The sequence below is a fragment of the Streptomyces sp. NPDC048191 genome, assembly GCF_040652655.1.
Classification (GTDB): domain Bacteria; phylum Actinomycetota; class Actinomycetes; order Streptomycetales; family Streptomycetaceae; genus Streptomyces.
Genome location: NZ_JBEZMO010000009.1, coordinates 47,298 through 70,424 on the forward strand (window position 1 = coordinate 47,298; position 23,127 = coordinate 70,424).

General features: G+C 71.6%; 23 protein-coding genes. 13 read left to right on the plus strand and 10 right to left on the minus strand.

Going from position 1 to position 23,127, the window contains the following annotated elements; all coding sequences use genetic code 11:
- Window positions 1-176 precede the first annotated feature (176 nt).
- Window positions 177-1,040 (minus strand): NAD(P)H-binding protein, encoded by an 864-nt coding sequence (locus AB0D93_RS17175; protein WP_362119971.1) that lies wholly within the window; start codon window positions 1,038-1,040, stop codon window positions 177-179.
- A 93-nt stretch (window positions 1,041-1,133) separates the two neighbouring features.
- On the opposite strand from AB0D93_RS17175, the gene AB0D93_RS17180 reads away from it, so the two are divergent.
- The gene (locus AB0D93_RS17180; protein WP_362119973.1) at window positions 1,134-1,925 is read left to right on the plus strand and encodes a helix-turn-helix domain-containing protein; all 792 of its coding nucleotides are present in this window, start codon (window positions 1,134-1,136) and stop codon (window positions 1,923-1,925) included.
- A 115-nt stretch (window positions 1,926-2,040) separates the two neighbouring features.
- Here AB0D93_RS17180 and AB0D93_RS17185 read toward each other — a convergent pair whose 3' ends face one another.
- From AB0D93_RS17185 to AB0D93_RS17225, 9 genes are all read right to left on the minus strand, one after another.
- Window positions 2,041-2,667, minus strand: a complete 627-nt coding sequence (locus AB0D93_RS17185; protein ID WP_362119975.1) for a TMEM175 family protein — start codon at window positions 2,665-2,667, stop codon at window positions 2,041-2,043.
- 63 nt (window positions 2,668-2,730) lie between these two features.
- Window positions 2,731-4,146, minus strand: a complete 1,416-nt coding sequence (locus AB0D93_RS17190) for a nucleobase:cation symporter-2 family protein (RefSeq protein ID WP_362119977.1) — start codon at window positions 4,144-4,146, stop codon at window positions 2,731-2,733.
- Window positions 4,147-5,006: 860 nt separating this feature from the next.
- Window positions 5,007-6,392, minus strand: coding sequence for an 8-oxoguanine deaminase (locus AB0D93_RS17195; RefSeq protein ID WP_362119979.1), 1,386 nt, complete (start codon window positions 6,390-6,392; stop codon window positions 5,007-5,009).
- A gap of 69 nt (window positions 6,393-6,461) precedes the next feature.
- Window positions 6,462-7,874, minus strand: a complete 1,413-nt coding sequence (locus AB0D93_RS17200) for a nucleobase:cation symporter-2 family protein (protein ID WP_362119981.1) — start codon at window positions 7,872-7,874, stop codon at window positions 6,462-6,464.
- Between the two features lie 64 nt (window positions 7,875-7,938).
- Window positions 7,939-8,862, minus strand: coding sequence for a factor-independent urate hydroxylase (gene pucL, locus AB0D93_RS17205; RefSeq protein WP_362119983.1), 924 nt, complete (start codon window positions 8,860-8,862; stop codon window positions 7,939-7,941).
- Between the two features lie 3 nt (window positions 8,863-8,865).
- Window positions 8,866-9,261 carry a hydroxyisourate hydrolase gene (gene uraH, locus AB0D93_RS17210; protein WP_362119985.1) on the minus strand — a complete coding sequence of 132 codons (396 nt, stop codon included), beginning with the start codon at window positions 9,259-9,261 and terminating at the stop codon, window positions 8,866-8,868.
- 3 nt (window positions 9,262-9,264) lie between these two features.
- Entirely contained in the window at window positions 9,265-9,777 is a 513-nt protein-coding gene (uraD, locus tag AB0D93_RS17215; RefSeq protein WP_362119988.1) for a 2-oxo-4-hydroxy-4-carboxy-5-ureidoimidazoline decarboxylase, read from the minus strand.
- A 128-nt stretch (window positions 9,778-9,905) separates the two neighbouring features.
- A complete protein-coding gene (locus tag AB0D93_RS17220) occupies window positions 9,906-10,268 on the minus strand; it encodes a helix-turn-helix domain-containing protein (RefSeq protein ID WP_362119990.1) in 363 nt (120 codons plus the stop codon).
- Window positions 10,265-10,516 (minus strand): hypothetical protein, encoded by a 252-nt coding sequence (locus AB0D93_RS17225; protein WP_362119992.1) that lies wholly within the window; start codon window positions 10,514-10,516, stop codon window positions 10,265-10,267. The genes AB0D93_RS17220 and AB0D93_RS17225 overlap by 4 nt, the downstream gene beginning before the upstream one ends.
- A 153-nt stretch (window positions 10,517-10,669) precedes the next feature.
- On the opposite strand from AB0D93_RS17225, the gene AB0D93_RS17230 reads away from it, so the two are divergent.
- The 12 genes from AB0D93_RS17230 (at window position 10,670) to AB0D93_RS17285 (ending at window position 23,123) form a co-directional block, all read left to right on the plus strand.
- Window positions 10,670-11,719: a lytic transglycosylase domain-containing protein gene (locus AB0D93_RS17230; RefSeq protein ID WP_362119994.1), complete on the plus strand. Its 1,050-nt coding sequence runs from the start codon at window positions 10,670-10,672 to the stop codon at window positions 11,717-11,719.
- Window positions 11,720-11,819: 100 nt separating this feature from the next.
- Window positions 11,820-12,809 (plus strand): sigma-70 family RNA polymerase sigma factor, encoded by a 990-nt coding sequence (locus AB0D93_RS17235; RefSeq protein WP_362119996.1) that lies wholly within the window; start codon window positions 11,820-11,822, stop codon window positions 12,807-12,809.
- 128 nt (window positions 12,810-12,937) lie between these two features.
- Window positions 12,938-13,867, plus strand: a complete 930-nt coding sequence (locus tag AB0D93_RS17240) for an ABC transporter ATP-binding protein (protein ID WP_362119998.1) — start codon at window positions 12,938-12,940, stop codon at window positions 13,865-13,867.
- Window positions 13,864-14,634 (plus strand): ABC transporter permease, encoded by a 771-nt coding sequence (locus tag AB0D93_RS17245; protein ID WP_362120000.1) that lies wholly within the window; start codon window positions 13,864-13,866, stop codon window positions 14,632-14,634. The genes AB0D93_RS17240 and AB0D93_RS17245 overlap by 4 nt, the downstream gene beginning before the upstream one ends.
- A 3-nt stretch (window positions 14,635-14,637) precedes the next feature.
- On the plus strand, window positions 14,638-15,453 hold the full coding sequence (locus AB0D93_RS17250) for an ABC transporter permease (protein WP_362120002.1): 816 nt from the start codon (window positions 14,638-14,640) through the stop codon (window positions 15,451-15,453).
- Between the two features lie 5 nt (window positions 15,454-15,458).
- Entirely contained in the window at window positions 15,459-16,706 is a 1,248-nt protein-coding gene (locus AB0D93_RS17255) for an MCE family protein (RefSeq protein WP_362120004.1), read from the plus strand.
- Entirely contained in the window at window positions 16,703-17,743 is a 1,041-nt protein-coding gene (locus tag AB0D93_RS17260; protein WP_362120006.1) for an MCE family protein, read from the plus strand. The genes AB0D93_RS17255 and AB0D93_RS17260 overlap by 4 nt, the downstream gene beginning before the upstream one ends.
- A gap of 266 nt (window positions 17,744-18,009) precedes the next feature.
- Window positions 18,010-18,990: an MCE family protein gene (locus AB0D93_RS17265; protein ID WP_362120375.1), complete on the plus strand. Its 981-nt coding sequence runs from the start codon at window positions 18,010-18,012 to the stop codon at window positions 18,988-18,990.
- Complete coding sequence (locus AB0D93_RS17270; protein WP_362120008.1) at window positions 18,987-20,096, plus strand: MCE family protein; 1,110 nt, start codon at window positions 18,987-18,989, stop codon at window positions 20,094-20,096. Before AB0D93_RS17265 ends, AB0D93_RS17270 begins: the two co-directional genes overlap by 4 nt.
- Window positions 20,093-21,367: an MCE family protein gene (locus AB0D93_RS17275; RefSeq protein WP_362120010.1), complete on the plus strand. Its 1,275-nt coding sequence runs from the start codon at window positions 20,093-20,095 to the stop codon at window positions 21,365-21,367. The genes AB0D93_RS17270 and AB0D93_RS17275 overlap by 4 nt, the downstream gene beginning before the upstream one ends.
- Window positions 21,364-22,638 carry an MlaD family protein gene (locus AB0D93_RS17280; protein WP_362120012.1) on the plus strand — a complete coding sequence of 425 codons (1,275 nt, stop codon included), beginning with the start codon at window positions 21,364-21,366 and terminating at the stop codon, window positions 22,636-22,638. The genes AB0D93_RS17275 and AB0D93_RS17280 overlap by 4 nt, the downstream gene beginning before the upstream one ends.
- A complete protein-coding gene (locus AB0D93_RS17285; RefSeq protein WP_362120014.1) occupies window positions 22,611-23,123 on the plus strand; it encodes a hypothetical protein in 513 nt (170 codons plus the stop codon). The genes AB0D93_RS17280 and AB0D93_RS17285 overlap by 28 nt, the downstream gene beginning before the upstream one ends.
- The last annotated feature ends 4 nt before the right edge of the window (window positions 23,124-23,127 follow it).

The following is a 23,127-nucleotide window of genomic DNA, read 5'->3' on the forward strand; positions in this document are numbered from 1 at the left end:
CTCCAGGTCGCGCAGGGTGGGGGTGAGCGTCCGGCGGCACGACGAGCCGGGGCCCGCCGATCGCGGCACGAGCGGTCCGGGGCGCCGGCGGGGCCATGGCCTCGGCGCCGGTGGGACGGGCGGGGCCCGGCCCCCGCCGGACCGCTCCCGTCAACTCCCCCTCGCTCAGTACGGGTTCATCCGGCGCTGAAGGCCTCCTTGTGGTCCTCGGCCCAGTCCCGGAACGAGCGGGCCGGCCGGCCCAGCACCTCCGGTACGTCGTCGGTGACCACCGCGTTGCCACCGGCCCGGACGAACGCGACGCCGGCCAGGATGCCCTCCGCCCGGTCCTCGTCGAAACCCCAGGCTGTGCGCAGGAACTCGCGGGTCTCGTCCGGCGACAGGTCCCGGGCCGGCACCGGGCGACCCAGGACACCGGCGAGCACGGCGGCCTGACCGGGGACGCTGATGGCCTCGGGCCCGGTGAGGGTGTACATCCGCCCCGCGTGCCCGGCGTCCACCAGCGCACGGACCGCGACCGCGGCCACGTCGCGCGGGTCGACGACGCCCGAGGCCCCGTCCCCGGTCAGGTTGGGCACCGGCTCGCCCGCGCGGAGCGGTCCGGCCCAGCTCAGCGTGTTGGAGGCGAACGACGACGGCCTGAGCACCGTCCACGCTGTCCCGCTGTCCCGCACCGCCCGCTCGCCGTCCTGGTGCCAGAACGCGGAAGGACCGGAGGCGGGATCGCCGGTGCCGATGGCGGAGAGCTTCACCAGCCGGCGTACGCCCGCGGCGCGGGCCGCTGCGACCAGCGCCGCGTCCTGTCCCTCGTCGGGGCCGGGCGGGCGGAGCAGGAAGGCGGCCGTCACCCCCGCCAGCGCGGCCTTGAGGGACGCCGGGTCGCGAAGGTCCCCGCGCGCCACCTCCACCCCGGCGGGCACCCGGGCCTTCGCCGGGTCGCGGGTGAGGGCGCGCACCTTCTCACCGCGCGCGGCCAGTTGTCGTACGACGTCACGTCCGATGGTGCCCGTGGCACCCGTCACCAGAATCATGAGGTCCACGGTGGGCCGGCGCGGGCGCTCGGCTCTTGGAAATTCCGGCACGGCCGGGCCGCCCCGACGGCGGTGCCGGGCACTTACGGTGGAGGGGTGCCGATGACCACCACCGAGCAGGTTCCGACCACGCCCGAAGTGCTGCGCCCCTGGATCGCCGGGGTGCGGACCCTGTCCTTCGCCGGGCCGCCCGAGGAGACGTTCGTCCGTCTGCCGGAGGCGGAGACCAAGGTGGTGCTGCGGGTGACGGCGGACGGGCGGCGTGACGTGCTGGCCGTCGGGCCGCGGGTGCGGGCCGCGTACCACGAGGGGAAGGCCCACGTCTCGTGTGTGGAGCTGCGCCTCGCGCCGGGTACGGCGCGGCCGTTGCTCGGCGTTCCGGCCGCCGGGCTGGTCGGCCGGGTCGTCCCGCTGGACGAGCTGCCGGGCGGGGCGGCACGCCGGCTCGCGCGCGAGCTGCGGTGGCTGGATCCGCGGGAGTCGGTGCCCCGGCTCACCGAGGTGCTGCCCGGGCTGCTGTCCGACGCGGTGGACCCGGGACGGACGGCGCTGCTGCGGGCGGGGGTGGCGGCACTGTCGGTGCGGATGGACCGGGCACCCGCGCAGGTCCGGGACGTGGCCCGGGAACTGGCCGTCAGCGAACGGCAGTTGCGGAACCTGTTCACCGACGGCGTCGGCGTCTCCCCCAAGCACTACGCCCGGATCGACCGCGTCCGTACCGTCGCCGGCCGGGCGGGGAGCGTCCGCTGGGCCGAACTGGCCGCCGCCACGGGCTACTTCGACCAGTCCCACATGACGACCGACTTCCGCGCCCTGATGGGCGTGCCGCCCCGGTCGTACCTCACCGGCCGGCTGCCCGCGCTCACACCCTGCCAGGCGACCGCGCGGGCCTGAACCCGGATCCCTGTACGGGTACCGGATCCGGTTCACCGGCGAGAACCCCTCCGGGCTCTCCGCATGCCCGGACATCCGGACGACGCGACCGAGCAGGCGGAGCTGCCGGCGAACCTCATGGCGTCGCCGGGTCCCGGCGGAGCGGTACCGGTACCTGGTTGAAGCCGTAGTAGAGGGCGAGCAGGCCGTGCGCGGCCAGAGTGAGGGGCGCGGAGACGAAGGCGAGGCCCACCGTCAGGGGATAGCCGAGGGAACCCAGCGCGAAACGGGCCCGGGTCGCCCTGGCCGCCACGGTGTCCACGCGCGCGTCGAAGAGGTGGCCGGTACGGGTCAGATGCCACCACAGGGCCTGGAAGGCAAGGGCCATGGCCACCATGACCAGGCTGTAGACGGCGGCCGCCGCGTGCGAGGCGGCGTCCTCGCGCAGGTACTCGGCGAGCATGGCGGTCGGCCAGGGCACGGCAGCCACGACCATCAGCACCAGCAGGTTCAGGAACATCAGCGGCCGGTCGACCCGGGCGACATAGCTGAACAGCTGGTGGTGGTTGACCCACATGATCCCGATGACCAGGAAGCTCACCACATAGGCGGCGTACGACGGCCACTGCGCGCCGATCGCGTGCCACAGGCCACCGTGCTCACCGGCCCTGGGCACCTTGATGTCCAGGATGAGCAGCGTGATGGCGATGGCGAACACGCCGTCGCTGAAGGCCTCTACCCGGCCGGACTCGTTCATGGGCATGCGCCCAAGACTGCCGTATACGACGGCGCGAGGCACGGCATCCGCCGTGCCCCGCGCGGGAGTTCAGTGGGCGGGTGTGAGTTCCTCCCCGGCTTCCATGGGGTGGGTGACGTCCTCCGTCTCACGGTTCCTGCCGAGGTGGTTGAAGACGAGGTTGAGCAGGACGGCGGTGACGCAGCCGGTGGAGATGCCGGAGTCCAGGACGATCTTCGCGGTCTCCGGGAAGGCGTGGTAGAAGTTCGGCGCGGTGATCGGGATGATGCCGACCGCGAGGGAGACGGCCACGATCAGGACGTTGTTGTCCTTCTCCAGCCCGGCGCGGACCAGGGTCTGGATGCCACTGGCCGCGACCGAGCCGAACAGGACGACGCCGGCCCCGCCGAGGACCGGACGGGGGACGACCGCGATGAGCGAGGCGGCCATCGGGCACAGTCCCATCAGGACCAGGAAGCCGCCGCCCACGGCGACGACGTAGCGGCTGCGGATCCTCGTCATGGCGACGAGGCCGATGTTCTGCGCGAAGGCGCTGCACATGAAGCCGTTGAAGAGGGGGCTGAGGGCGGAGCCGAGGGTGTCGGCGCGCAGCCCGGCCGCGATGGTCCTCTCGTCGCTGGGGCGTTCGACGATCTCGCCGAGCGCCAGCATGTCGGCGGTGGACTCCGTCATGGAGACGACCATCACCACGCACATCGACAGGATCGCCGCGATGTGGAAGGTCGGGGCGCCGAAGTGGAACGGGGTCGGGAAGCCCACGACGTCGGCGTGGGCGACGGGGCTGAAGTCCGTGACCCCGAAGGGTATCGCGAGGAGCGTGCCGAGGATCAGGCCGAGCAGGACCGCGATCTGCTTGACGAAGCCGCGGGTGAAGCGGCGCAGCAGCAGGACGATCAGCAGGGTGGCACCGGCGAGGGCGAGGTTGGTCGTCGAGCCGTAGTCGTGCACCGCGGGGTTCGGTCCCTGGGCCCAGCCGAAGGCGACGGGGAGCAGGGAGACGCCGATCAGGGTGATGACCGAGCCTGTGACCACGGGCGGGAAGAAGCGGATCGCCTTGCTGAAGAAGGGGGCGGCGACGAACCCGAGGAGGCCGGCGACGATGACCGCGCCGAAGATCATCGGCAGGGCGTCGGACTTGTCCTTCGCGGACGCCACGATGGCCGTCATGGGGGCGACGCCGGCGAAGGTGACGCCGTTGACGAACGGCAGGCGGGCGCCGATCTTCCAGAATCCGAGGGTCTGCAGGAAGGTGGCGAGCCCGGCGGTGAACAGACAGGCTCCGGTGAGGAAGGTGAGGTCTTTGCCGGACAGGCCTACGGCCGCGCCGACGATCAGGGGTGGGGCGACGACTCCCGCGTACATGGCGGCCACGTGCTGCAGGCCGCTGGTCGCCATTTTGAGGGCGGGGAGTTTCTCGTCAACAGGATGGGCGGCCACGGCTGCTCCTCCGGGCGGGTAACACGTCTTCGGCGACGTGGGTTTCATGGAGGTGGTGCGTGTGGTCGTGCGGGACCGGGACGGGGGTGGTGCTTGAGCGGGCCGAGCGGTGACCGTTCCGGGGCGCGTGTATCGACACGCGCCCCGGAGACGGCTGCCGTGGACCCCGCTCGGGTCCACGGACCCCGGCCGGGAGCCGTCCCTCCCGACCGGAGCATTCCGGCGGGCCGCCCCAGGGGCCGCCCACCGCGTCCTCCGGCACGCAGCCCCTACGGGACCGCCTGCCAAGTACTCTCCGACGAGCCGGCCACAGGAGCCGCCCGCCAAAGCCTCCGGCAAACGGCCGCAGGGACCGCCTACCGAGTTTCCTCAGCCCCGCCCGTTCGGGGCGGTCGCCAAGTCTGTTGGCCGGCGAGGGGTGACCGCCGACTCCATCGGCACGGCACCCACGCGATGTGGCCGCCGAGCCTGTTGGCGGAACACCCGCGAGGGGTGACCGCCCGGTCCGTGGGCGGGACACCCGCGAAGGGTGACCGCCAGGTCTGTTGGCGGAACACCCGCGAGGGGTGACCGCCCGGTCTGTGGGCGGAACACCCACGAAGGATGACCGCCGTGTTGTCCGGCAGACCAGCCGCCGGGCCCGCCTGCCTGGGCCTGGAGCGCCCCGACGAGCGGGGCGACCGCCAAGTCCGGCGGCGGGTCACCCGTACGGAGTGACCGCCGAACCTGTGGGCGGGACACCCGCAAGGGGTGGCCGCCCAGTCCGTGGGCGGGACACCCAAGAAGGGTGACCGCCCGGTCCGTTAGCGGGACACCCACGAAGGGTGGCCGCCCGGTCTGTTGGTGGAACACCCGGGAGGGGTGACCGCCGTGTCGTCCGGCGGACCGGCCGTCGACGTGTGTGGGGATCAGGCGCGGGCCATGATCCGGGCGAGGCGCTGGGCCTCCTCGCGGGTGGAGTGGGCGATCGCGTCCTCGTCCACGGTGGTCAGGCGGCCGTTGTCGACGATCTGCCGGCCGTTGACGAAGGACGCGGTGACCGGTGCCGCCGCGCCGAAGACCAGCGCGGTCACCGGGTCGGCGATGGAGGCGTGGGCCAGGGTGTCCATCTTCCACAGCACCACGTCGGCCAGCTTGCCGGGCTCCAGCGAGCCGATCTGGTCGGCGCGGCCGAGGACCCGGGCACCGCCGTGAGTGCCCAGACGCAGCGCCTGACGGGCGTTCAGCGCGGCCTCGCGGTGCGCGCCGAGCCGGTTGATCAGCAGGGCGTTGCGCAGCTCGGTGTGCAGCTCGCCGGACTCGTTGGAGGCGGTGCCGTCGACGCCCAGGCCGACCGGGACACCGGCCGCCAGCATGTCGGGGACCCTCGCGATGCCCGCCGCCAGACGGGCGTTGGAGGACGGGCAGTGGGCCACACCGGTCTTCGTACGGCCGAACGCGGCGATGTCGGAGTCGTTCATGTGGACGCAGTGCGCCATCCACACGTCCTCGCCGAGCCAGCCGGTGGACTCGAAGTAGTCGGTCGGGCCCATGCCGAACAGCTCGTGGCAGAACTTCTCCTCCTCCACGGTCTCCGAGCCGTGGGTGTGCAGCCGTACCCCCAGTCGGCGCGCCAACTCGGCGCCTTCCTTGAGGAGTTCGGTGGAGACGGAGAACGGCGAGCAGGGGGCGACGGCCACCTGGGTCATCGCGTCGAACGAGGCGTCGTGGTGCTTCCTGACGGTCTCCTCGGTCGCCGCCAGCGCGCCCTCCAGCGTCTCGACGGCGAAGTCCGGCGGCAGGCCGCCGTCCTTCTCGCTGCGGTCCATCGAGCCGCGGGCCAGGGTGAAGCGGACACCCGTCTCCGCGGCGGCCCGGATGATCGAGCCGGACAGGTCACCGGAGCCGTGCGGGTAGACGTAGTGGTGGTCCATGGCGGTGGTGACACCGCCGCGGGCCATCACGGCGAGGGACCCCTGCGCGGCCGCGTACGTCATCTGCTCGTCGATGCGGGCCCAGGTGGGGTAGAGCGCGACGAGCCAGTTGAACAGGTTGTGGTCGGTGGCCAGGCCACGGGTGATCCATTGGTAGAAGTGGTGGTGCGTGTTGACCAGGCCGGGCGTGGCCAGATGACCGCTCGCGTCGATCCGGCGCACGACGTTCTGCAGGCCCTCGGGGGCCCGCCCCGCGCCGACCGACTCGATGCGGTTGCCGAGGAGGACCAGATACCCGGAGGCGTACTCGGTGTCGCCCGCGTCCACGGTCGCGATCGCACAGTTCTCGATGACGATGCGCTGGTCTGCCGATGGTGCCATCGTGCTTCCTTGTCTTTCGGTGGCGGCCCGTGGGCGGGGAGGTGTCCACGGGGAGGGCACGGCAGGACCCTAGGAGGATTTGAGTGCCGGAGCGGGCCCGCCGCTCCGGGTGCCGAGATGGTGGAAGAACAAATTCAGCAGGACCGCCACGAGCGCGCCCGCGCTGATGCCGGAGCCGAGCACGGTCTGCGCCCAGGCCGGGAAGTCGGCGTAGAACGTCGGCGCGGCCAGCGGGATGATGCCGGCCCCGAGCGCCACGGCGACCAGGATGATGTTGGAGCTGTCGTCCAGGCCCGCCTCGGACAGTGTACGGATGCCGCTGACGGCGATGGAGCCGAAGAGCACGATGCCCGCGCCGCCGAGGACCGGCATGGGGACCAGGGAGACGACCGCGCCGAGGACCGGGAAGGCGCCGAGCACCAGCAGGGCGCCGCCGGCGACGGCGACGACGTAGCGGCTGCGGACCCGGGTGAGTGAGACGACGCCGACGTTCTGGGCGAAGGCCGAGGTGGGGAAGCCGCCGAAGACCGGGCCGAGCAGGGTGGCGATGCCGTCGGTGCGCAGACCGCGGGTGATGGTCCTCGCGTCGGTGCGGCGCTCGCAGATCTCACCGAGGGCGAGCATTCCGGCGGAGCTCTCGGTCATCAGCACCAGCATCACGATGCACAGCGACAGGACGGCCGCGGGCTGGAACTCGGGCGGGCCGTAGGCGAAGGGTGCCGGCAGCGCGGCGACGGGCGCCGACTTCAGCGCGCCGAAGTCGGCCATGCCGAACGGAATGGCGGCCAGGGTGCCGACGAACAGCCCGAACAGCAGGGCGACCTGCTTGACGAAGCCGCGGCCGAAACGCTGGACCAGCAGGATCACGGCGAGGGTGAACCCGGCGAGCGCGAGGTGCTTCATGGAGCCGAAGTCGGCGGCCGTCCTGTCCCCGCCCTGCGCCCAGCCGACCGGGACGGGCATCAGCGTGACGCCGATCAGGGTGATGACGACGCCAGTGACCAGCGGCGGGAAGAAGCGCAGCAGCCGCCCGAAGAAGGGGCCGACCGCGAGACAGAACACACCGGCGACCATCACCGCGCCGTAGACGGCGGGGAGTTGGTGGCCTTTGGCGTTGGTCTCGGCGATCGCCAGGATCGGGGCGATGCCGGCGGAGGAGGCGGCGTTGACGAAGGGCAGTCGGTTGCCGACGAGGCCCCGCACGCCGATGGTCTGCAGGACGGTCGCGACGCCCGCGATGAGCAGGCTCGCGGCGATCAGCCGGGTGCGGGCCGCGATGTCGAGTCCGCACGCCTGGCCGATGATGAGCGGAGGTGTGACGACGCCCGCGTACATCGCGGCGATGTGCTGGAGCGCGGCGGGGACGAGTCGCGAGACGTGCAGCTTCTCGTCCACCGGGTGCACGGACGGGGCGGCGTCCTCGGTGTGCACCGGCGGGGTGGAACAGGGGGCTTCGGCCGGCCCCTTCGCAGGCTGTGCCATGGGGATCCCTCCGGTGTGGCGTGTCCCCGGCCCGGGTGGCGGGGCCGGGGACGCGCGTCCCGCGTCAGAGGTTGGTCATGTCGACCGGGATCTTCGGCTCACAGCCGTCCCGGAGGATGGTCGCCTCGATCAGGCCGTAGGGCCGGTCGGCGGCGAAGTAGACCTCGTTGTCGTTCTTGAGCCCGAAGGGCTCCAGGTCGACCAGGAAGTGGTGCTTGTTCGGCAGCGAGAAGCGGACCTCGTCGATCTCGCTGCGGTTGTTGATGATGCGCGAACCCATCTGGTACAGCGTCTGCTGCAGGGAGAGGGAGTAGGTCTCGGCGAAGGCCTGCAGCATGTGCTTCTTGACCTGCTCGTAGGACTTCTCCCAGTTGGGCATCTTCTGCTCGTCGTCGGTCCAGTTGAACCGCCAGCGGCCGGAGACCGAGGTCGCCAGGATGCGGTCGTACGCCTCCTGGAGCGTCGTGTACTTGTCCTTGACGTAGCCCCAGAACTCGGAGTTGGTCGAGTTCATCACCGTCAGGTCCTTGAGGCCGGAGACGACCTCCCACGCCGAGCCGTCATAGGTGATCTGCGTCAGCCGGGTCTCCTGGCCCTTCTTCACGAACGAGTGCTTGACCTCGTCCGCGCCGATGAACTTGGAGTTGGCGTCGGAGGTCTCGATCCGCTCCCAGGCGTACTCCTCGATCCGGATCCGGGCGCGGTGGATCGCCGGCTGCGAGGTGACGAAGTGGCGGGCGAGGTGGATGCCGAACTGCTCGGCGGACTCGATGCCGTGCTCCTTGGCGAACGCGAACACCGTGTTCTTGGTGGTGTCGGTCGGCAGGACGTTGGCGTTGGAGCCGGAGTAGTGGACCTCTTCCATGTCGCCGCTCAGCGCGACGGAGACGTTGAGGTCCTTGATGTGGTGGGTGGCGCCGTCCCGCGTGATCTTTACGACTCGGTTCTCGGCCTTGCCGTACTGGTTCTGTCCCAGGATGGTCGGCATTAGCTAGCTCCCTCGGTAAACGGAGTAGCCGAACGGGTTGAGCAGCAACGGTACGTGGTAGTGCTCGCCCGGTACGACGGCGAACGTGATCGCCACCTCCGGGAAGAACACGCCAGGTCCGCTGTCCCGATTCGCGGGGGCGTCCTGCTGCGCATCGGCTTGCTTCTTCTCGAAATACGGCTCCACCGCGAAGTCGAGCCGTACGTGTGTGGTCCCCTCCGGCAGCGCCGGGAGGTCCTTGCACCGGCCGTCGGCGTCGGTCGCGCTGCCGCCGAGCGTCTGCCAGCCCGCGTCCCGGCCGCTGCGGGCGGAGAGCTGGACGGCGACGGCCTCGGCGGGACGGCCGACCGAGGTGTCCAGGATGTGGGTGGACACGGAGGCGGTGGTGCTGGTGCTCATGGTTCAGGCGTCCTCTTCGACGAGTCGGGCCAGTCGGATGCGGTTGATCTTGCCCAGTTCGGTGCGGACGATCTCCCGCTCCTGCTCCGGCGCGTTCCCCATCCGCTCCTTGACCGCGTCACGCATCTGCTCACCGGTGCGGCCGGTGGCACAGATCAGGAACACATGGCCGAACTTCTCCTGGTAGGCCAGGTTGAGCTCGAGCATCTCGGCCCTGAGTGCCTCGGACGCGCCGGCCATGCCGCGCTGTTCGCGGGCGGAGGTCGGGTCCCCGGGCTTGGGGCGCCCGATCGGCGGGTGCCCGGCCATCGCCTCCTCGAGGTCCGCGGTGCCGAGCCCGGCCGTGGCGGCGTCGCTGGCGGCGTAGAACTCGTCGAGGCCGGCGTAGGGGCGGCCGGCGAGGATTCGCCGGCCCCACTCGGCGGAGGCGCACGCCTCGTGGAGGGCGGCGAGGGCCGCGCGCTCCTCCAGGTCGTTGAACCGGGCCAGGCCCGGGGGCGTGGAAGTCGAAGTCACGGGAGCCTCCGTGGCCGGATTCGGCCTTCGTGCTTGAGCGGGCTGCGAACAGCTAACGCCCTCCGAAACACGACGTCAACACTTTGTTGAAAATTCCGCGTGACAACGCCGTCTCCCGCAGCGTCCGCTCAGGCCCCCTTCTCCCGGTTGAGGTAGTTGTAGACCGTGAAGCGGCTCACCCCGAGCGCGCTCGCCACGGTCTCCACGCCGTGCCGTACGGCGAAGGCGCCGCGCGCCTCCAGTATCCGTACGATCTCCTGCTTGGCCTTGCGGTCCAGGTCGGCCAGCGGCCGGCCCTGCCGGCGCTCCATGGCGGCGAGGATGTGGTCGAGGGAGTCGGCCAGCTGGGGCAGGCGTACGGCGACGACGTCGACGCCTTCCCAGGCGAGGACGACGTCCTCGGAGCCGGCCTCGTCCGGCGGGATCAGCTCCCCGCCCATGGCGTCGACCAGCGGCTTCACGGCCGTGATGAAGGGCTCGTCCCCGGTCATCCATCAGCCTCCGTGATCACGTTGACCTGGAGGGAGATCCGGGTCGCACCGGCCTGAAGACTCCTGCGCAGCAGGGCGTCCACGGCGGTGAGCACGCGGTCGGCGCCCCCTTCGACCGTGTTGCCGAACGGGCCGACGTCGACGGCGTCCAGGGCCGCCGTCTCGATGACCTCCCGCGCGGCCAGGGCATGCGCGGGCGCCTCGTCCAGGTCGAAGGGTTCGGTCGTGAACTCCACTCTCAATCGCACGCGCCCAACCTAACGCGCGGCAGCGCTGTTCCGGCAGCCCTCCGGGCCCCGCACTCAGCACTCCGCACTCAGCACTCAGCACTCCGCGCGACGGACCCGCCGTCCGGCCGCGTAGAGCTGTTGACGGATCCATCCAGGCAGGGGAGCTGCACAGTGGCAGTGCGTGCACGCAAGGGGGCACCGAGGGGTGCCAGGGGTACGGCGATCGCGGCGGCGGCGTTGGCCGCGCTGACCGCGTCACAGGCACCGGGGGCGCTCCCGGCCGGAGCCTCGGAGCCCGCGCCGAAGACGGCACCCGCCGGGCACGGCGCCAGCGTGTCCGGCGACGCCCCGTACCGCACCGACCTCCCCCCGCTCCGGACCCGGAGGAAGAGCTCGGCACGGGGTGTGACCGACGGCGGTGCCCTGCCCGCGACCGTGTTCGCCGCATACCGGCGTGCCGAGGAGGAACTGGCGCGCACCGCGCCCGGCTGCCGGCTGCGCTGGCAACTGCTGGCCGCGATCGGCCAGGTGGAGTCCGGACAGGCGCGCGGCGGCCGGGTGACCCCGGACGGTACGACCGTGACGCCCGTCCTCGGACCCCGGCTGACCGGCGGCGCCTTCGCCGTCGTCCCGGACACCGACGGCGGCGCGTACGACGGGGACCCGGTGTACGACCGCGCGGTGGGTCCGATGCAGTTCATCCCGTCGACCTGGGCGCGCTGGGGCGCGGACGGCAACGGCGACGGGCACGCGGACCCGGACAACGTCTACGACGCCGCTCTCGCCGCCGGCCGCTACCTGTGCGCCGGCGGGCGGGATCTGTCGAACCCCGCCGACCTGGACCGGGCGATCCTCGGCTACAACCACTCGGACGCCTATCTGAGCACGGTGAAGGCCTGGTACGCGTACTACCTGACCGGACACCGGGTGGTGCCGGACGCCCCCGCCGGGACTCCCGCCGAGTCCCGGGACCGGCCGAAACCGTCGCGCCCCAAGGCCCCGAAGCCCTCGCCGAAGCCGTCGGACGACCGGAAGCCGGGCCCCGCGCCCTCGCGCACGCCGTCGACGCCACCCGCCTCGCCCTCCCCCGGTCCCTCCCCCACGGCGGACGTCCCGAAGGCGTCCGGGACACCGCTGGTCCCCGTCCCCGAACCGGCCGTCACCCTGCCCGGCGGCGGCGTGCTGCCCGACCCGGGGCCACTGACCACCGGCAACGGGTAGAACACGATGGGAGCCGCCCCCTCCACAACCGCGGCTACCCGGCGGTAATGTCGCCACCCGCCGGAAGCACGGGCCGGCGGGTGAGTGCGAAGGGGCCCTCATGGCGACGGACATGCCTGCGGACGCAGAAGCCGCCGACGAGCGCTGGCAGCTCATGTGGAGCCACCGCGAGCAGTTGCTCAAGGTGGCCCGGCGCCGCTCGATGAGCCAGGAGGACGCCGAGGACGCCGTGCACGAGGCCATGCTGCGGGCCGCGGAGCGCCCGGACCTCGACGACGAGCGGCTCGGCGCCTGGCTGACGACGGTGACGATGCGGCTGTGCGTCGACCGGTACCGGCAGGTCAACCGCGAGGCCGAGGTGGGCCGCCGCCCCACGCTCGTCGCGCCGGGCCCGGTGCCCGTCGAGGAGGCGGTGTGCGACCGGGCCGAGGCGCGCTGGCTCGCCGTCCGCAGCGGGGAGCTGCCCGCCCGGCAGGCGGAGGCGCTCCGCCTGAAGTCCGAGGACCTGGACGTGAGCCAGGTCGCCGTGCGGATGGGGCTCAGCTACCGGACCGTCGAGTCTTTGCTCGCCCGGGCCCGGCGGACGCTGCGCGCCTCGCTGGCCGGGACGCTCGGGCTCGTGCTGTTCGTCATCGGGCGCGGGCGGCCGCGCGGGGGCGGAAAGGTACAGGCCGTGGCGGTCACCTCGACGGCGGCGACCCTGGTGGTGGCGGGGTTCGTGCTGCCGTACGCGCTCGGCGGGGGCGGCGGAACGGCCGCTCCGGCGCCGCGGCCGGCGGTGTCCAGCGGGACGAAGGTGGTCCGGAACGACAGCACCGGGCAGCCGCCCGCACCTGGGACGCGCCGCCCCTCGGCACCGGCACCGGCCCGGGCGGCGGCTCGGCCGTCCGCCGGCGCGTCCGCCGTACCGCTCTCCGTGCCGACCCTGCCGAAGGTCCCCTCGCCCAGGCTCCCGGAGCTGCCGACCCGGTCCGCGGTGCCGTCGGTGCCGCCGCTCCCCTCGGCGCCGCCCCTGCCGTCCGTTTCCCTTCCCGTTCCCACGCCGAGCGTGCTGTCCCCGAAGCTGCCGGTGCACACCAAGCTGCCGTAAGCGGGTCAGGGCGCCGAAACACGCCGTAAACGCGTCCGGAAAAAATCTCCAGATCGCCGCGACGGACGCCCCGCCCCTCCCCGTAGAGCAGATGTCGGAGCTGCTCCACGGGCGAAGGGTGGGACCGGATGGGTGTCGAGATCTGTGTGGAGGGACTGACCAAGTCCTTCGGCCACCAGGTCATCTGGCAGGACGTCTCGCTGACGCTGCCCGCCGGAGAGGTGTCGGTGATGCTCGGCCCCTCGGGCACGGGCAAGTCGGTGTTCCTCAAGACGCTCGTCGGGCTGCTCAAGCCGGAGCACGGCTCGGTGAAGGTCGCGGGCCGGGACATCACCCGCCTGCGGGAGCACGACCTGTACGAGGTGCGGAAGTTGTTCGGGGTGCTGTTCCAGGACGGCGCGCTGTTCGGCTCGATGGACCTGTACGACAACATCGCCTTCCCCCTGCGCGAGCACACCCGTCGGTCCGAGACCGAGATCCGGCGCATCGTCCTGGAGAAGATGGACATGGTCGGGCTGATCGGCGCCGAGGGGAAGCTGCCCGGCGAGATCTCCGGCGGTATGCGCAAGCGGGCCGGGCTCGCCCGCGCCCTGGTCCTCGACCCGGAGATCATCCTGTTCGACGAGCCGGACTCGGGCCTGGACCCGGTCCGCGTGGCCTACCTCAACCAGCTCATCGTCGACCTCAACGCACAGATCGACGCGACCTTCCTGATCGTCACCCACGACATCGCCTCGGCCCGCCAGGTGCCCGACAACATCGGGCTGCTGTTCCGGCGCGAGCTGGTGCTGTTCGGGCCCCGCGAGGAACTGCTGACCAGCGACGAGCCGGTCGTACGGCAGTTCCTGAACGGCCGGATGCAGGGGCCGATCGGCATGGCGGAGGAGAAGGACGCCGCCCAGGTCGAGCAGGAACTGGCCCAGATCGACGAGGGCGGCTCGGTCCAGGGCCTCACGCCCCGCCTGCTGCCGAGCCCCGGCATCGCCCGCCCGCCCCGCTGGGAGGCGATCGCGAGACGGGAGGCCGAGCTGCACGGGACGGGGGTGACGGGCCCATGAGGCTCTCCCCGACGGGTGCGCTCAGACACTCGGGCAACCTGTTCGCGATGGCGCTGGACGTCGTCCGGGCCCTGCCCCGACGGCCCTTCCAGGCACGGGAGTTCATCCAGCAGGCGTGGTTCGTCGCGAGCGTCACGATCCTGCCCACCGCCCTGGTCTCGATCCCCTTCGGGGCGGTCATCGCGCTCCAGATCGGCAGCCTGACCCGGCAGCTCGGCGCCCAGTCCTTCTCCGGTGCCGCGTCCGTGCTCGCCGTGCTGCGCGAGGCCTCGCCGATCGTCACCGCCCTGCTGATCGCGGGCGCGGGCGGTACGGCGATCTGCGCGGACCTCGGGGCGCGCAGGATCCGGGACGAGATCGACGCGATGCAGGTGCTCGGCATCGACCCGATCCACCGGCTCGTCGTGCCGCGCGTACTGGCGTCGATGGTGGTGGCCGTCCTCCTCAACGGCCTCGTCTCGGTGGTCGGCGTCGCGGGCGGATATTTCTTCAACGTCATCCTCCAGCACGGCACGCCCGGCGCCTACCTGGCGTCCTTCACGACCCTCGCCCAGCTCTCCGACCTGTGGGCGGCGGAGGCCAAGGCGCTGGTGTTCGGGGCGATCGCGGCGATCGTCGCCTCGTACAAGGGGCTGACCGCGAAGGGCGGCCCGAAGGGCGTGGGCGATGCCGTCAACCAGTCCGTGGTGATCACCTTCATGTTGCTGTTCGTGACCAACTTCGTGATGACGGCCGTGTACTTCCAGGTCGTCCCGCAGAGGGGGTAGCCGATGAGACTCCTCGACCGCCCCTTGCGCTCACTGGAGGAGCTGGGCACCCAACTGTCCTTCTACGGCCGTTCGCTGGCCTGGACGGGCCGGACCCTGCGCCGGTACAAGAAGGAGGTCCTGCGTCTGCTCGCCGAGGTGAGCTTCGGGCGCGGTGCGCTCGCCGTCGTCGGCGGCACGGTCGGCGTGATCGCCTTCCTGTCCTTCTTCACCGGCACCGAGGTCGGCCTCCAGGGCTACGCGGCCCTGAACCAGCTCGGCACCTCCAACTTCGTGGCGTTCCTGTCGGCGTACTTCAACACCCGGGAGATCGCCCCGCTGGTGGCCGGACTCGCCCTCTCCGCGACGGTCGGCGCCGGGTTCACGGCGCAGCTCGGTGCCATGCGGATCAGCGAGGAGACCGACGCGCTGGAGGTGATGGGCGTCCCGTCGCTGCCGTTCCTGGTGACGACGCGGATGATCGCCGGCTTCGTCGCGGTGATCCCGCTGTACGTGATCGGCCTGCTCTCCTCCTACCTGGCCGCCCGCACCATCACCACCGGCTACTACGGCCAGTCGACGGGCACCTACGACCACTACTTCCACCAGTACCTGCCGCCGGTCGACGTGTTCTGGTCCTTCGGCAAGGTGATCGTCTTCGCGGTGCTGATCATCCTGGTGCACTGCTACTACGGCTACCACGCGAGCGGCGGCCCGGCGGGCGTCGGCGTCGCGGTGGGCCGGGCGGTGCGGACGTCCATCGTCGCCGTCAACGTCCTCGACTTCTTCCTGAGCCTCGCCATCTGGGGCGCCAGCACGACCGTACGGATCGCGGGGTGAGAGCAGTGCGCACATGGAGACTCAGGCTGTACGGCATCGTGTTCCTCGCCGTGCTCGCGCTGCTGCTGTCGCTGTCGGTGGCCGTCTACCGGCAGGCGTTCACGTCCGTCGTGCCGATCACCCTGCGGGCCGACACCCTCGGCAACCAGCTCGATCCGCGCGCCGACGTCAAGCTGCGCGGACTGCTGGTCGGTGAGGTGCGCGAGGTGCACGCCGACGGTGCGAAGGCGACCCTCGGCATCGCGCTCAAGCCGCAGTACGTCCCGTACATCCCCGCGGACGTGCACGCGCGGCTGCTGCCCAAGACGTTGTTCGGCGAGAAGTACGTGGACCTGGTCCCGCCCGCGCGCTCCGCGGCCCGGCCGATCCGCGCCGGGGACGTCATCACCCAGGACCGTACGAAGTCCGGCATCGAGGTGCAGCAGCTGATGAACGACCTGCTGCCGCTGCTGCGGACCGTCCGGCCGGGTGAACTGAGCGCCACGCTCTCGGCGTTCGCCACCGCCCTGGAGGGCCGCGGCGACCGGATCGGCGACAACCTCACCCGGGTCGAGGGCTATCTGCGCCGGCTGAACCCGCACCTGCCGTCGATCAAGGAGGACATCTCCCGGTTCGCCGACGTCGCCCAGGTGTACGGCGACGCCGCACCCGACCTGATGCGGATCCTGCGCAACACGGTCACCACCAGCCGCACGATCGTCGAGAAGCAGGACCAGCTGGCCGCAGGGCTCCGCTCGACCGCCGCCGTGGCGGGCACCGCCGACGACTTCCTGTCCGAGAACGGCGACCGGCTGATCACCCTCGGCCGGGTCTCCCGGCCCACGCTGGAGCTGTTCGCCCGCTACTCCCCCGAGTACCCCTGCTTGTTCCAGGGTCTGGTCCGGCAGGAGAAGGCGTCCGAGGACGCGTTCCGGGGCGGCGAGATGCGGATCACCCTCGAAGTCGTCCGGCCCCAGGGGGCGTACCGGCCCGGTGAGGAGCCGGTCTACGGCGAACGGTCGGGCCCGGACTGCCGGGGCCTGCCGCATCCGCAGGTGCCCGGGCCGAAGCCCCGTCTCGACGACGGTACGTCCGCCGGAGGTTCCGGCGGCGCACTCCCCGGAGGTGCCGACGTGTCCGCCACCCGGGCCGAGCAGCGGGCCGTCGGCTCGCTCGTGGCCCCCGTCCTGGGCGTCCCCGAGGACCAGGTGCCGCCCGTCGCGACCCTGCTGTTCGGGCCGCTCGCGCGCGGAACGGCGGTGAGCGTCGCATGAGCAGGCCAGGAGCCCGGCAGACGGCCGCCCCGCTGATCAAGTTCAGCCTCTTCGCGCTGGTCACGATCACGGCGACGGCACTGCTCGCCGCCACCATCGTCAACCTCTCCTTCACCCCGAAGGACACCTACCACGCGGTGTTCACCGACGTGACCGGGCTGGAGACCGGTGACGACATCAGGGTGGCCGGGGTGCGGGTCGGTCAGGTCGAGGACATCCGGATCAAGGACCGGACCCTGGCCGACGTCACGTTCACCGTCACCACCGACCGGCCGCTGCTCGCCGGCACCCACGCGGTGGTCCGCTACCGCAACCTGGTCGGGCAGCGGTACATCGCGCTCACCGAGGGCACCGGCGACGGCACCCGGCGGCTGCGGCCGGGCGGCACGATCCCGCTGTCCCGGACCCGGCCGGCGCTTGACCTCAACGCCCTGCTGAACGGCTTCAAGCCGCTGTTCGCCGCGCTCAGCCCGAGCGACGTCAACCAGCTCGCCACCGAGATCGTCAAGACGCTCCAGGGCGAGGGCGGCACGGTGAACAGCCTGCTCGCGCACACCGCCTCGCTCACCACGACACTCGCCGACCGCGACCGGCTGATCGGCTCGGTGATCGACAACCTCAACACCGTCCTGGAGACCCTCGACAAGCGCGGCTCCCGCTTCTCCGACCTGCTCACGCAGCTGCGCCGGCTCGTCTCGGGGCTCTCCGCCGACCGCGAGCCCATCGGGAAGTCCCTGGTGAGCATCGCCGACCTCACGGACGTCACGTCGGGTCTGCTGAAGGACGCGCGTCCGCCACTGAAGGACGACATCGCCGGGCTCGGCGAACTCACCGGAACGCTGGACAAGAACGAGAACACCGTGGAGGGCGTCCTGAAACGGCTGCCGAACAAGCTCGACAAGCTGACCGGAACGGCGTCCTACGGCTCCTGGTTCAACTTCTACCTCTGCGACTTCGACGGCCGGATCGTGCTGCCGAGGACGAAACAGGTGCTCACCCCGGAGCTGCACGTGGCGCGGGCGAGGTGCGGCGGATGAGACTGCGTGTCCCAAGGCGGCGGCGCCGCCCCGAGCCCCTGGTGAAGGTGCGCGTCCTGCCGCCGAAACTGCCCACGATCCGGCTGCCACGGTCGCCGAAGCGCGAGACCCGCCCCGAACCCCTCGTCAAGGTGCGCGTCCTGCCGCCGAAACTGCCCACGATCCGGCTGCCGCGGTTGCCGAAGCGCGAGACCCGCCCCGAACCCCTCGTGAAGGTACGCGTCCTGCCGCCGAAACTGCCCACGATCCGGCTGCGGCGGCCGCGTCTGAAGCCGTTCCGCGAGCGGAACCCGGTCGTCGTGGGCGCCGTCGGTCTCACCGTCCTCGCGCTGCTCACGGTCGCCGCGTTCAACGCCGACAGCCTGCCGCTGATCGGTGGCGGCGACACGTACAGCGCTGCCTTCTCGGAGGCGGGCGGGCTCAAGCCGGGTGACGAGGTGCGCATCGCCGGCGTGAAGGTCGGCAAGGTCGACGGCGTCGACCTGGACGGCGACCACGTCAAGGTCACCTTCAAGGTGAAGGGCCGGCCGGCGTTCGGTACCGACACCGGTGCGGCGATCCGCGTCAAGACGATCCTCGGCGCGAAGTACCTGGCCCTGTACCCCAAGGGGCCCGGCCGGTTGAAGCCGGGCAGCGAGATCCCGCTCGGGCGGACGGTGTCGGCGTACGACGTCGTCCAGGCCTTCAGCGACCTGACCACCACCACGGAGAAGGTCGACACGGGCCGGCTCGCGAAGGCGCTGGACACGATCTCCGTCACCTTCCAGGACTCCCCCGAGGAGGTACGGGCGTCGATCAAGGGGCTGTCGCGGATCTCCCGGACCGTCGCCTCCCGTGACAAGGCGCTGCGCGGGCTCCTCGACCGTGCGAACGGGGTCACCAAGGTGCTGGCCGGCCACACGAAGGACTTCTCCGCGCTGGTGAAGGACGGCGACGCGCTGTTCAAGGAGATCGGCAGACGGCGTGCCGCGATCCACCAGTTGCTCAAGAGTTCGGCGCTGCTGGGCATCGAGCTGTCCGGCCTGGTCGACGACAACCGCGACGCGATCGGGCCCGCCCTGAAGAACCTCAACGCCTTCGTGAAGATGCTCGAACGCAACCAGGCGAGCCTCGACCGCAGCGTCGAGCTCCTCGCCCCGTACGTGCGGCTCTTCACCAACACCCTCGGCAACGGCCGCTGGTTCGACTCCTACGTCCAGAACCTGGTCGCCGCCCCGGTCACGCCACGGACGGGAGGCACCCGATGACCCGCAGACTCCTGGCCCTGTTCACCGCGCTCGCCGTCGCCGTGGCGCTCGGCGTGGTCCTGTGGCCGCACTCCGACCCCGTCAAGGTCACGGCGTACTTCCCGCGCACCGTCGGCATCTACCCCGGTTCGGACGTCCGTGTCCTGGGTGTCCGCATCGGCGAGGTCGACAAGATCACGCCGGAGGGCGGCCGGGTGCGGGTGGAGCTGGAGTACGACCGGGGCCACAAGGTCCCCGCGGACGCGCAGGCCGCCATCATCAACTCCTCGGTGGTCAGCGACCGTTACGTGCAACTTCTGCCGGTGTACCGCGAGGGAGCGGTCATGCGGGACGGCGACGTCATCCCCGAGTCCCGTACGGCCGTCCCCGTCGAGCTGGACCGGATCTTCGACAGCCTGCACGGCACCGCCGAGGCGCTCGGCCCGAACGGCGCCAACAAGGAGGGCTCGCTGTCCCGGCTGCTCGGGGTGAGCGCGGACAACCTCCGGGGGCAGGGCAGGAACCTGAACCAGACGGTCGAGGACCTCTCCCAGGCGGTCACCACGCTGTCCGACGGCCGCGGTGACCTGTTCGGGACGGTGCGGCACCTCCAGGTGTTCACGGCCGCGCTGGCGGCGGACGACCAGAGCGTGCGGTCGTTCGACACCGACCTCGCCGACGTGGCCGGGCAGCTCGCCGGGGAGCGCAAGGATCTCGCGGCCGCGCTGAAGTACCTGGCCGCCGCCCTCGGTGACGTGTCCGGCTTCGTGAAGGGCAACAAGAAGGCGCTGACCTCCGACGTCAGGGGCCTGGCCAAGGTCACCCGGGTCCTCGTCACCCAACGCGCCGCCCTGGAGGAGCTGTTGACCGTCGCCCCCACGGGTCTGTCGAACCTGCAGAACGCCTACAACCCGGCCGCCGGCACCCTCGACACCCGCGACAACGCGCAGGTCCCGCAGGACCCGGCGTCCCTGCTCTGCTCGGTCCTGAGGACGACCGGGGACGACCACGGCAGCTGCACTGACCTGAGGAAACTCTTCGACTCGCTGCCGAAGGTGCCGTCGGCCCCGGCCACGACGGGCACGGTCGACAGGACCCTCGGCGGAATCCTGGGGGCACCGGCATGAGAGTGCAGCGCTCGGTGCGGGTGGCCGCCTGGACGGCGGTCGGCTCGCTGCTGCTGACCGGCTGCGAGTTCGACGGCTGGTACGACGTCCCGCTCCCCGGCGGCGCCGCCTCGGACGGCCACGCGTACCACGTCACCGTCGATTTCCGGGACGTACTGGACCTGGTGCCGCAGTCGGCGGTGAAGGTCGACGACGTCACGGTGGGCGCGGTCGAGAAGGTCGAACTGGACGGCTGGCACGCGCGGGTGCGGCTGCGGATCGCCGACTCGGTGAAGCTGCCCGGCAACGCGGTCGCCGATCTGCGGCAGACCAGCATGCTCGGCGAGAAGTACGTGGCCCTGTCCGCGCCCACCGGCACGGCGCCCGTCGGACGGCTCCGCGACGGCGACCGCATCCCGCTCTCCCGCAGCGGCCGCAACCCGGAGGTCGAGGAGGTGCTGTCGGCCCTGTCCGCGCTGTTGAACGGCGGCGGGGTGGCCCAGCTGAAGACGATCACGGTCGAGCTGAACCAGGCCCTGAACGGCCGTGAGGACCGGGTGAGGTCGCTGCTGAGGCAGCTCGACACGTTCCTCGGCGGCCTCGACGACCAGCGGGCGGAGATCGTGCGCGCGCTCAAGGGCGTCGACCGGCTGGCCGGGCGGCTGGGGAAGGAGAGGAAGACGATCGCCCGGGCCGTCGACACCATGCCGCCCGCCCTGAAGGCCCTCGCCGACCAGCGCAAGGACCTGACGAAGATGCTCACCGCGCTGTCCAGGCTCGGCACCACCGGCACCCGCGTGGTGAACGCCTCCCGGGACGACACCGTCGCCGACCTGACGAAGCTGCGGCCCATCCTGCAGGAGCTGAACAGGGCGGGCGACGACCTCCCCAACTCCCTGGAGATCCTCACCACTTACCCCTTCCCGCGCAACGCCACGGACGCGATCAAGGGCGACTACGTCAACCTGAAGATCACCGCGGACCTCGACCTGGCCGGCCTCTACGGCAACGTCACCGGAAAGCCGGGCAAGGGCAGGAAGTCCCCGGCGCCCAGGCCGCCGGGGCTGCCCGGTGTCCCCACTCCCACCCCGCTCCCGTCCCTGCCGGGCACTCCGTCCCTGCCCCCCACCCCGTCCGTGCCCCCCGTGCCCTCGAAGCCGTCCGGCGGCAGCACCCTGCTGTGCCCACCGGTGTGCACCGCGGCCTACGGCACCGGAGACGACACGCGTCGCCTCCCGCCCGGGGTCGACCTCGGCCTCGCCGAGCTGATGCTGAAGGGGATACTGCCGTGATCACACGTACGGTCAGGGCCCAGCTGCTCGCCTTCGCGGCCGTCACCGCCCTCGGGGTGTCGTACGTCGGCGCCCGGTACACGGGCCTGGTGGACGACGTCCTGCACCGCGGCTACACCGTGCGCGCCGACTTCGCCGAGTCCGGGGGCGTCTTCCCCGGCGCCGAGGTCACCTACCGGGGTGTTCCCGTGGGCCGCGTGGGCGACCTGCGGCTGACCGGCTCCGGGATCTCGGTGGCGCTGAAGATCGAAGACGGCGCCCCGAGGATCCCGGCCGACACGCTCGCGGTGGTCGCCGACCGTTCGGCGGTGGGCGAGCAGTACGTCGACCTCCAGCCGCGCAGGTCGGGCGGGCCGTACCTGATGGACGGCAGCCCGATCCCGCGCAGCCGCACCCGGACCCCGCTGCCGGTCACCGACCTGGTCCTCAGCCTCGACCGGCTGGTCAACTCGGTCGGCAAGGACGATCTGCGGGTCACCGTCGACGAGCTGGGCCAGGCCTTCGCCGGCACCGGACCGAACCTGAGCCGTCTGGTGGACTCCGGCAACGCGCTGGTGGAGTCGGCGTCCCGGTCGCTCCCGGAGACGACCTCGCTGATCGAGGACTCGCGGAAGGTGCTCAGGACCCAGGCCGACCAGGGCTCGGCCATCAAGTCCTTCTCCCGCGACCTGGCCGATCTCACCCGGCAGCTGAAATCGAGCGACGGCGATCTGCGCCGGCTGATCGGCAACACGGTGCCGGCCACCCAGCAGCTCGACTCCCTGCTGAGGTCCACCCGACCGCAGGTGCCGGTACTGCTGGCCAACCTGATCAGCGGCGGCCAGATCACCGTGGCCCGGCTGCCCGGCGTCGAACAGGCACTGGTCACGCTCCCGCTCACTGTCGCGGGCAGCTACACGGTGATCCCCGGCGACGGCACCACCCACTTCGGACTGACCGTGAACGCCGACGACCCGCCCGCCTGCACCCGGGGCTACGGCACCCGGCGGCGCGACCCCGCCGACACCAGCAGCCGCCCGGCGAACACCGCCGCGCACTGCACGGCACCGCGCGGCAGCACGACCTCGGTGCGCGGCGCGCAGAACGCACCCGGCGCGACGACCGGTCCGGCCGGCGCGAACCAGGCCGCGTTCGTGGCCCCGTACGACCCGGAGACCGGCACCGTGGCCGGCCCGGACGGAACACCCGTCGAGATCGGCTCGACGGGCGGCGAACAGACCGTGTTCGGAAAGGAGTCGTGGCAATGGCTGCTCGTGGGACCGATGGCGTGACGAGGAGACGCGTGCGGGTGCTGTGGGCGGGGCTCGTCGCCGCGACCGTGCTGACGGCCGCCCTGTGTGCCTGGCTGGGCGTGCAGCTGGCCGACCAGCACGGGGCGGAGCAGCGCCGTCAGGACGTCCTGGCGGCGGCCCGCCAGTCGGCGCTGAACTTCACCTCGCTCGACTACCGGCACTACGGCCGGGACAGCCGCACCGTGCTGAAGGGCGCCACCGGCGACTTCAAGAAGCAGTTCGCCGCGCAGACCGCGCAGTTGACGAAGCTCGTCACGCAGAACAAGTCGGTGTCCGAGGGGCAGGTCCTGGAAGCGGGCATCGTGCGCTCCGACGAGCGCTCGGCCCGGGTCCTGGTCGTGGCCGACAGCAAGGTGACCAACACCGCCGCGCCCGAGGGCCGGGCGCGCACCTACCGGATCCAGCTCGACCTCGTGCGCGTGGCCGGCCACTGGCTGACCTCCGACGTCGCGTTCGTGGGCTGACCCA

Excerpts from the sequence above, each read along its gene's own strand:
- AB0D93_RS17180 (WP_362119973.1), top strand. The coding sequence starts at position 1,134 with ATGACCACCACCGAGCAGGTTCCGACCACGCCCGAAGTGCTGCGCCCC.
- AB0D93_RS17185 (WP_362119975.1), bottom strand. The coding sequence starts at position 2,667 with ATGCCCATGAACGAGTCCGGCCGGGTAGAGGCCTTCAGCGACGGCGTG.
- AB0D93_RS17190 (WP_362119977.1), bottom strand. The coding sequence starts at position 4,146 with ATGAAACCCACGTCGCCGAAGACGTGTTACCCGCCCGGAGGAGCAGCC.
- AB0D93_RS17195 (WP_362119979.1), bottom strand. The coding sequence starts at position 6,392 with ATGGCACCATCGGCAGACCAGCGCATCGTCATCGAGAACTGTGCGATC.
- AB0D93_RS17200 (WP_362119981.1), bottom strand. The coding sequence starts at position 7,874 with ATGGCACAGCCTGCGAAGGGGCCGGCCGAAGCCCCCTGTTCCACCCCG.
- pucL (WP_362119983.1), bottom strand. The coding sequence starts at position 8,862 with ATGCCGACCATCCTGGGACAGAACCAGTACGGCAAGGCCGAGAACCGA.
- uraH (WP_362119985.1), bottom strand. The coding sequence starts at position 9,261 with ATGAGCACCAGCACCACCGCCTCCGTGTCCACCCACATCCTGGACACC.
- AB0D93_RS17220 (WP_362119990.1), bottom strand. The coding sequence starts at position 10,268 with ATGACCGGGGACGAGCCCTTCATCACGGCCGTGAAGCCGCTGGTCGAC.
- AB0D93_RS17235 (WP_362119996.1), top strand. The coding sequence starts at position 11,820 with ATGGCGACGGACATGCCTGCGGACGCAGAAGCCGCCGACGAGCGCTGG.
- AB0D93_RS17240 (WP_362119998.1), top strand. The coding sequence starts at position 12,938 with ATGGGTGTCGAGATCTGTGTGGAGGGACTGACCAAGTCCTTCGGCCAC.
- AB0D93_RS17245 (WP_362120000.1), top strand. The coding sequence starts at position 13,864 with ATGAGGCTCTCCCCGACGGGTGCGCTCAGACACTCGGGCAACCTGTTC.
- AB0D93_RS17250 (WP_362120002.1), top strand. The coding sequence starts at position 14,638 with ATGAGACTCCTCGACCGCCCCTTGCGCTCACTGGAGGAGCTGGGCACC.
- AB0D93_RS17260 (WP_362120006.1), top strand. The coding sequence starts at position 16,703 with ATGAGCAGGCCAGGAGCCCGGCAGACGGCCGCCCCGCTGATCAAGTTC.
- AB0D93_RS17270 (WP_362120008.1), top strand. The coding sequence starts at position 18,987 with ATGACCCGCAGACTCCTGGCCCTGTTCACCGCGCTCGCCGTCGCCGTG.
- AB0D93_RS17275 (WP_362120010.1), top strand. The coding sequence starts at position 20,093 with ATGAGAGTGCAGCGCTCGGTGCGGGTGGCCGCCTGGACGGCGGTCGGC.
- AB0D93_RS17285 (WP_362120014.1), top strand. The coding sequence starts at position 22,611 with ATGGCTGCTCGTGGGACCGATGGCGTGACGAGGAGACGCGTGCGGGTG.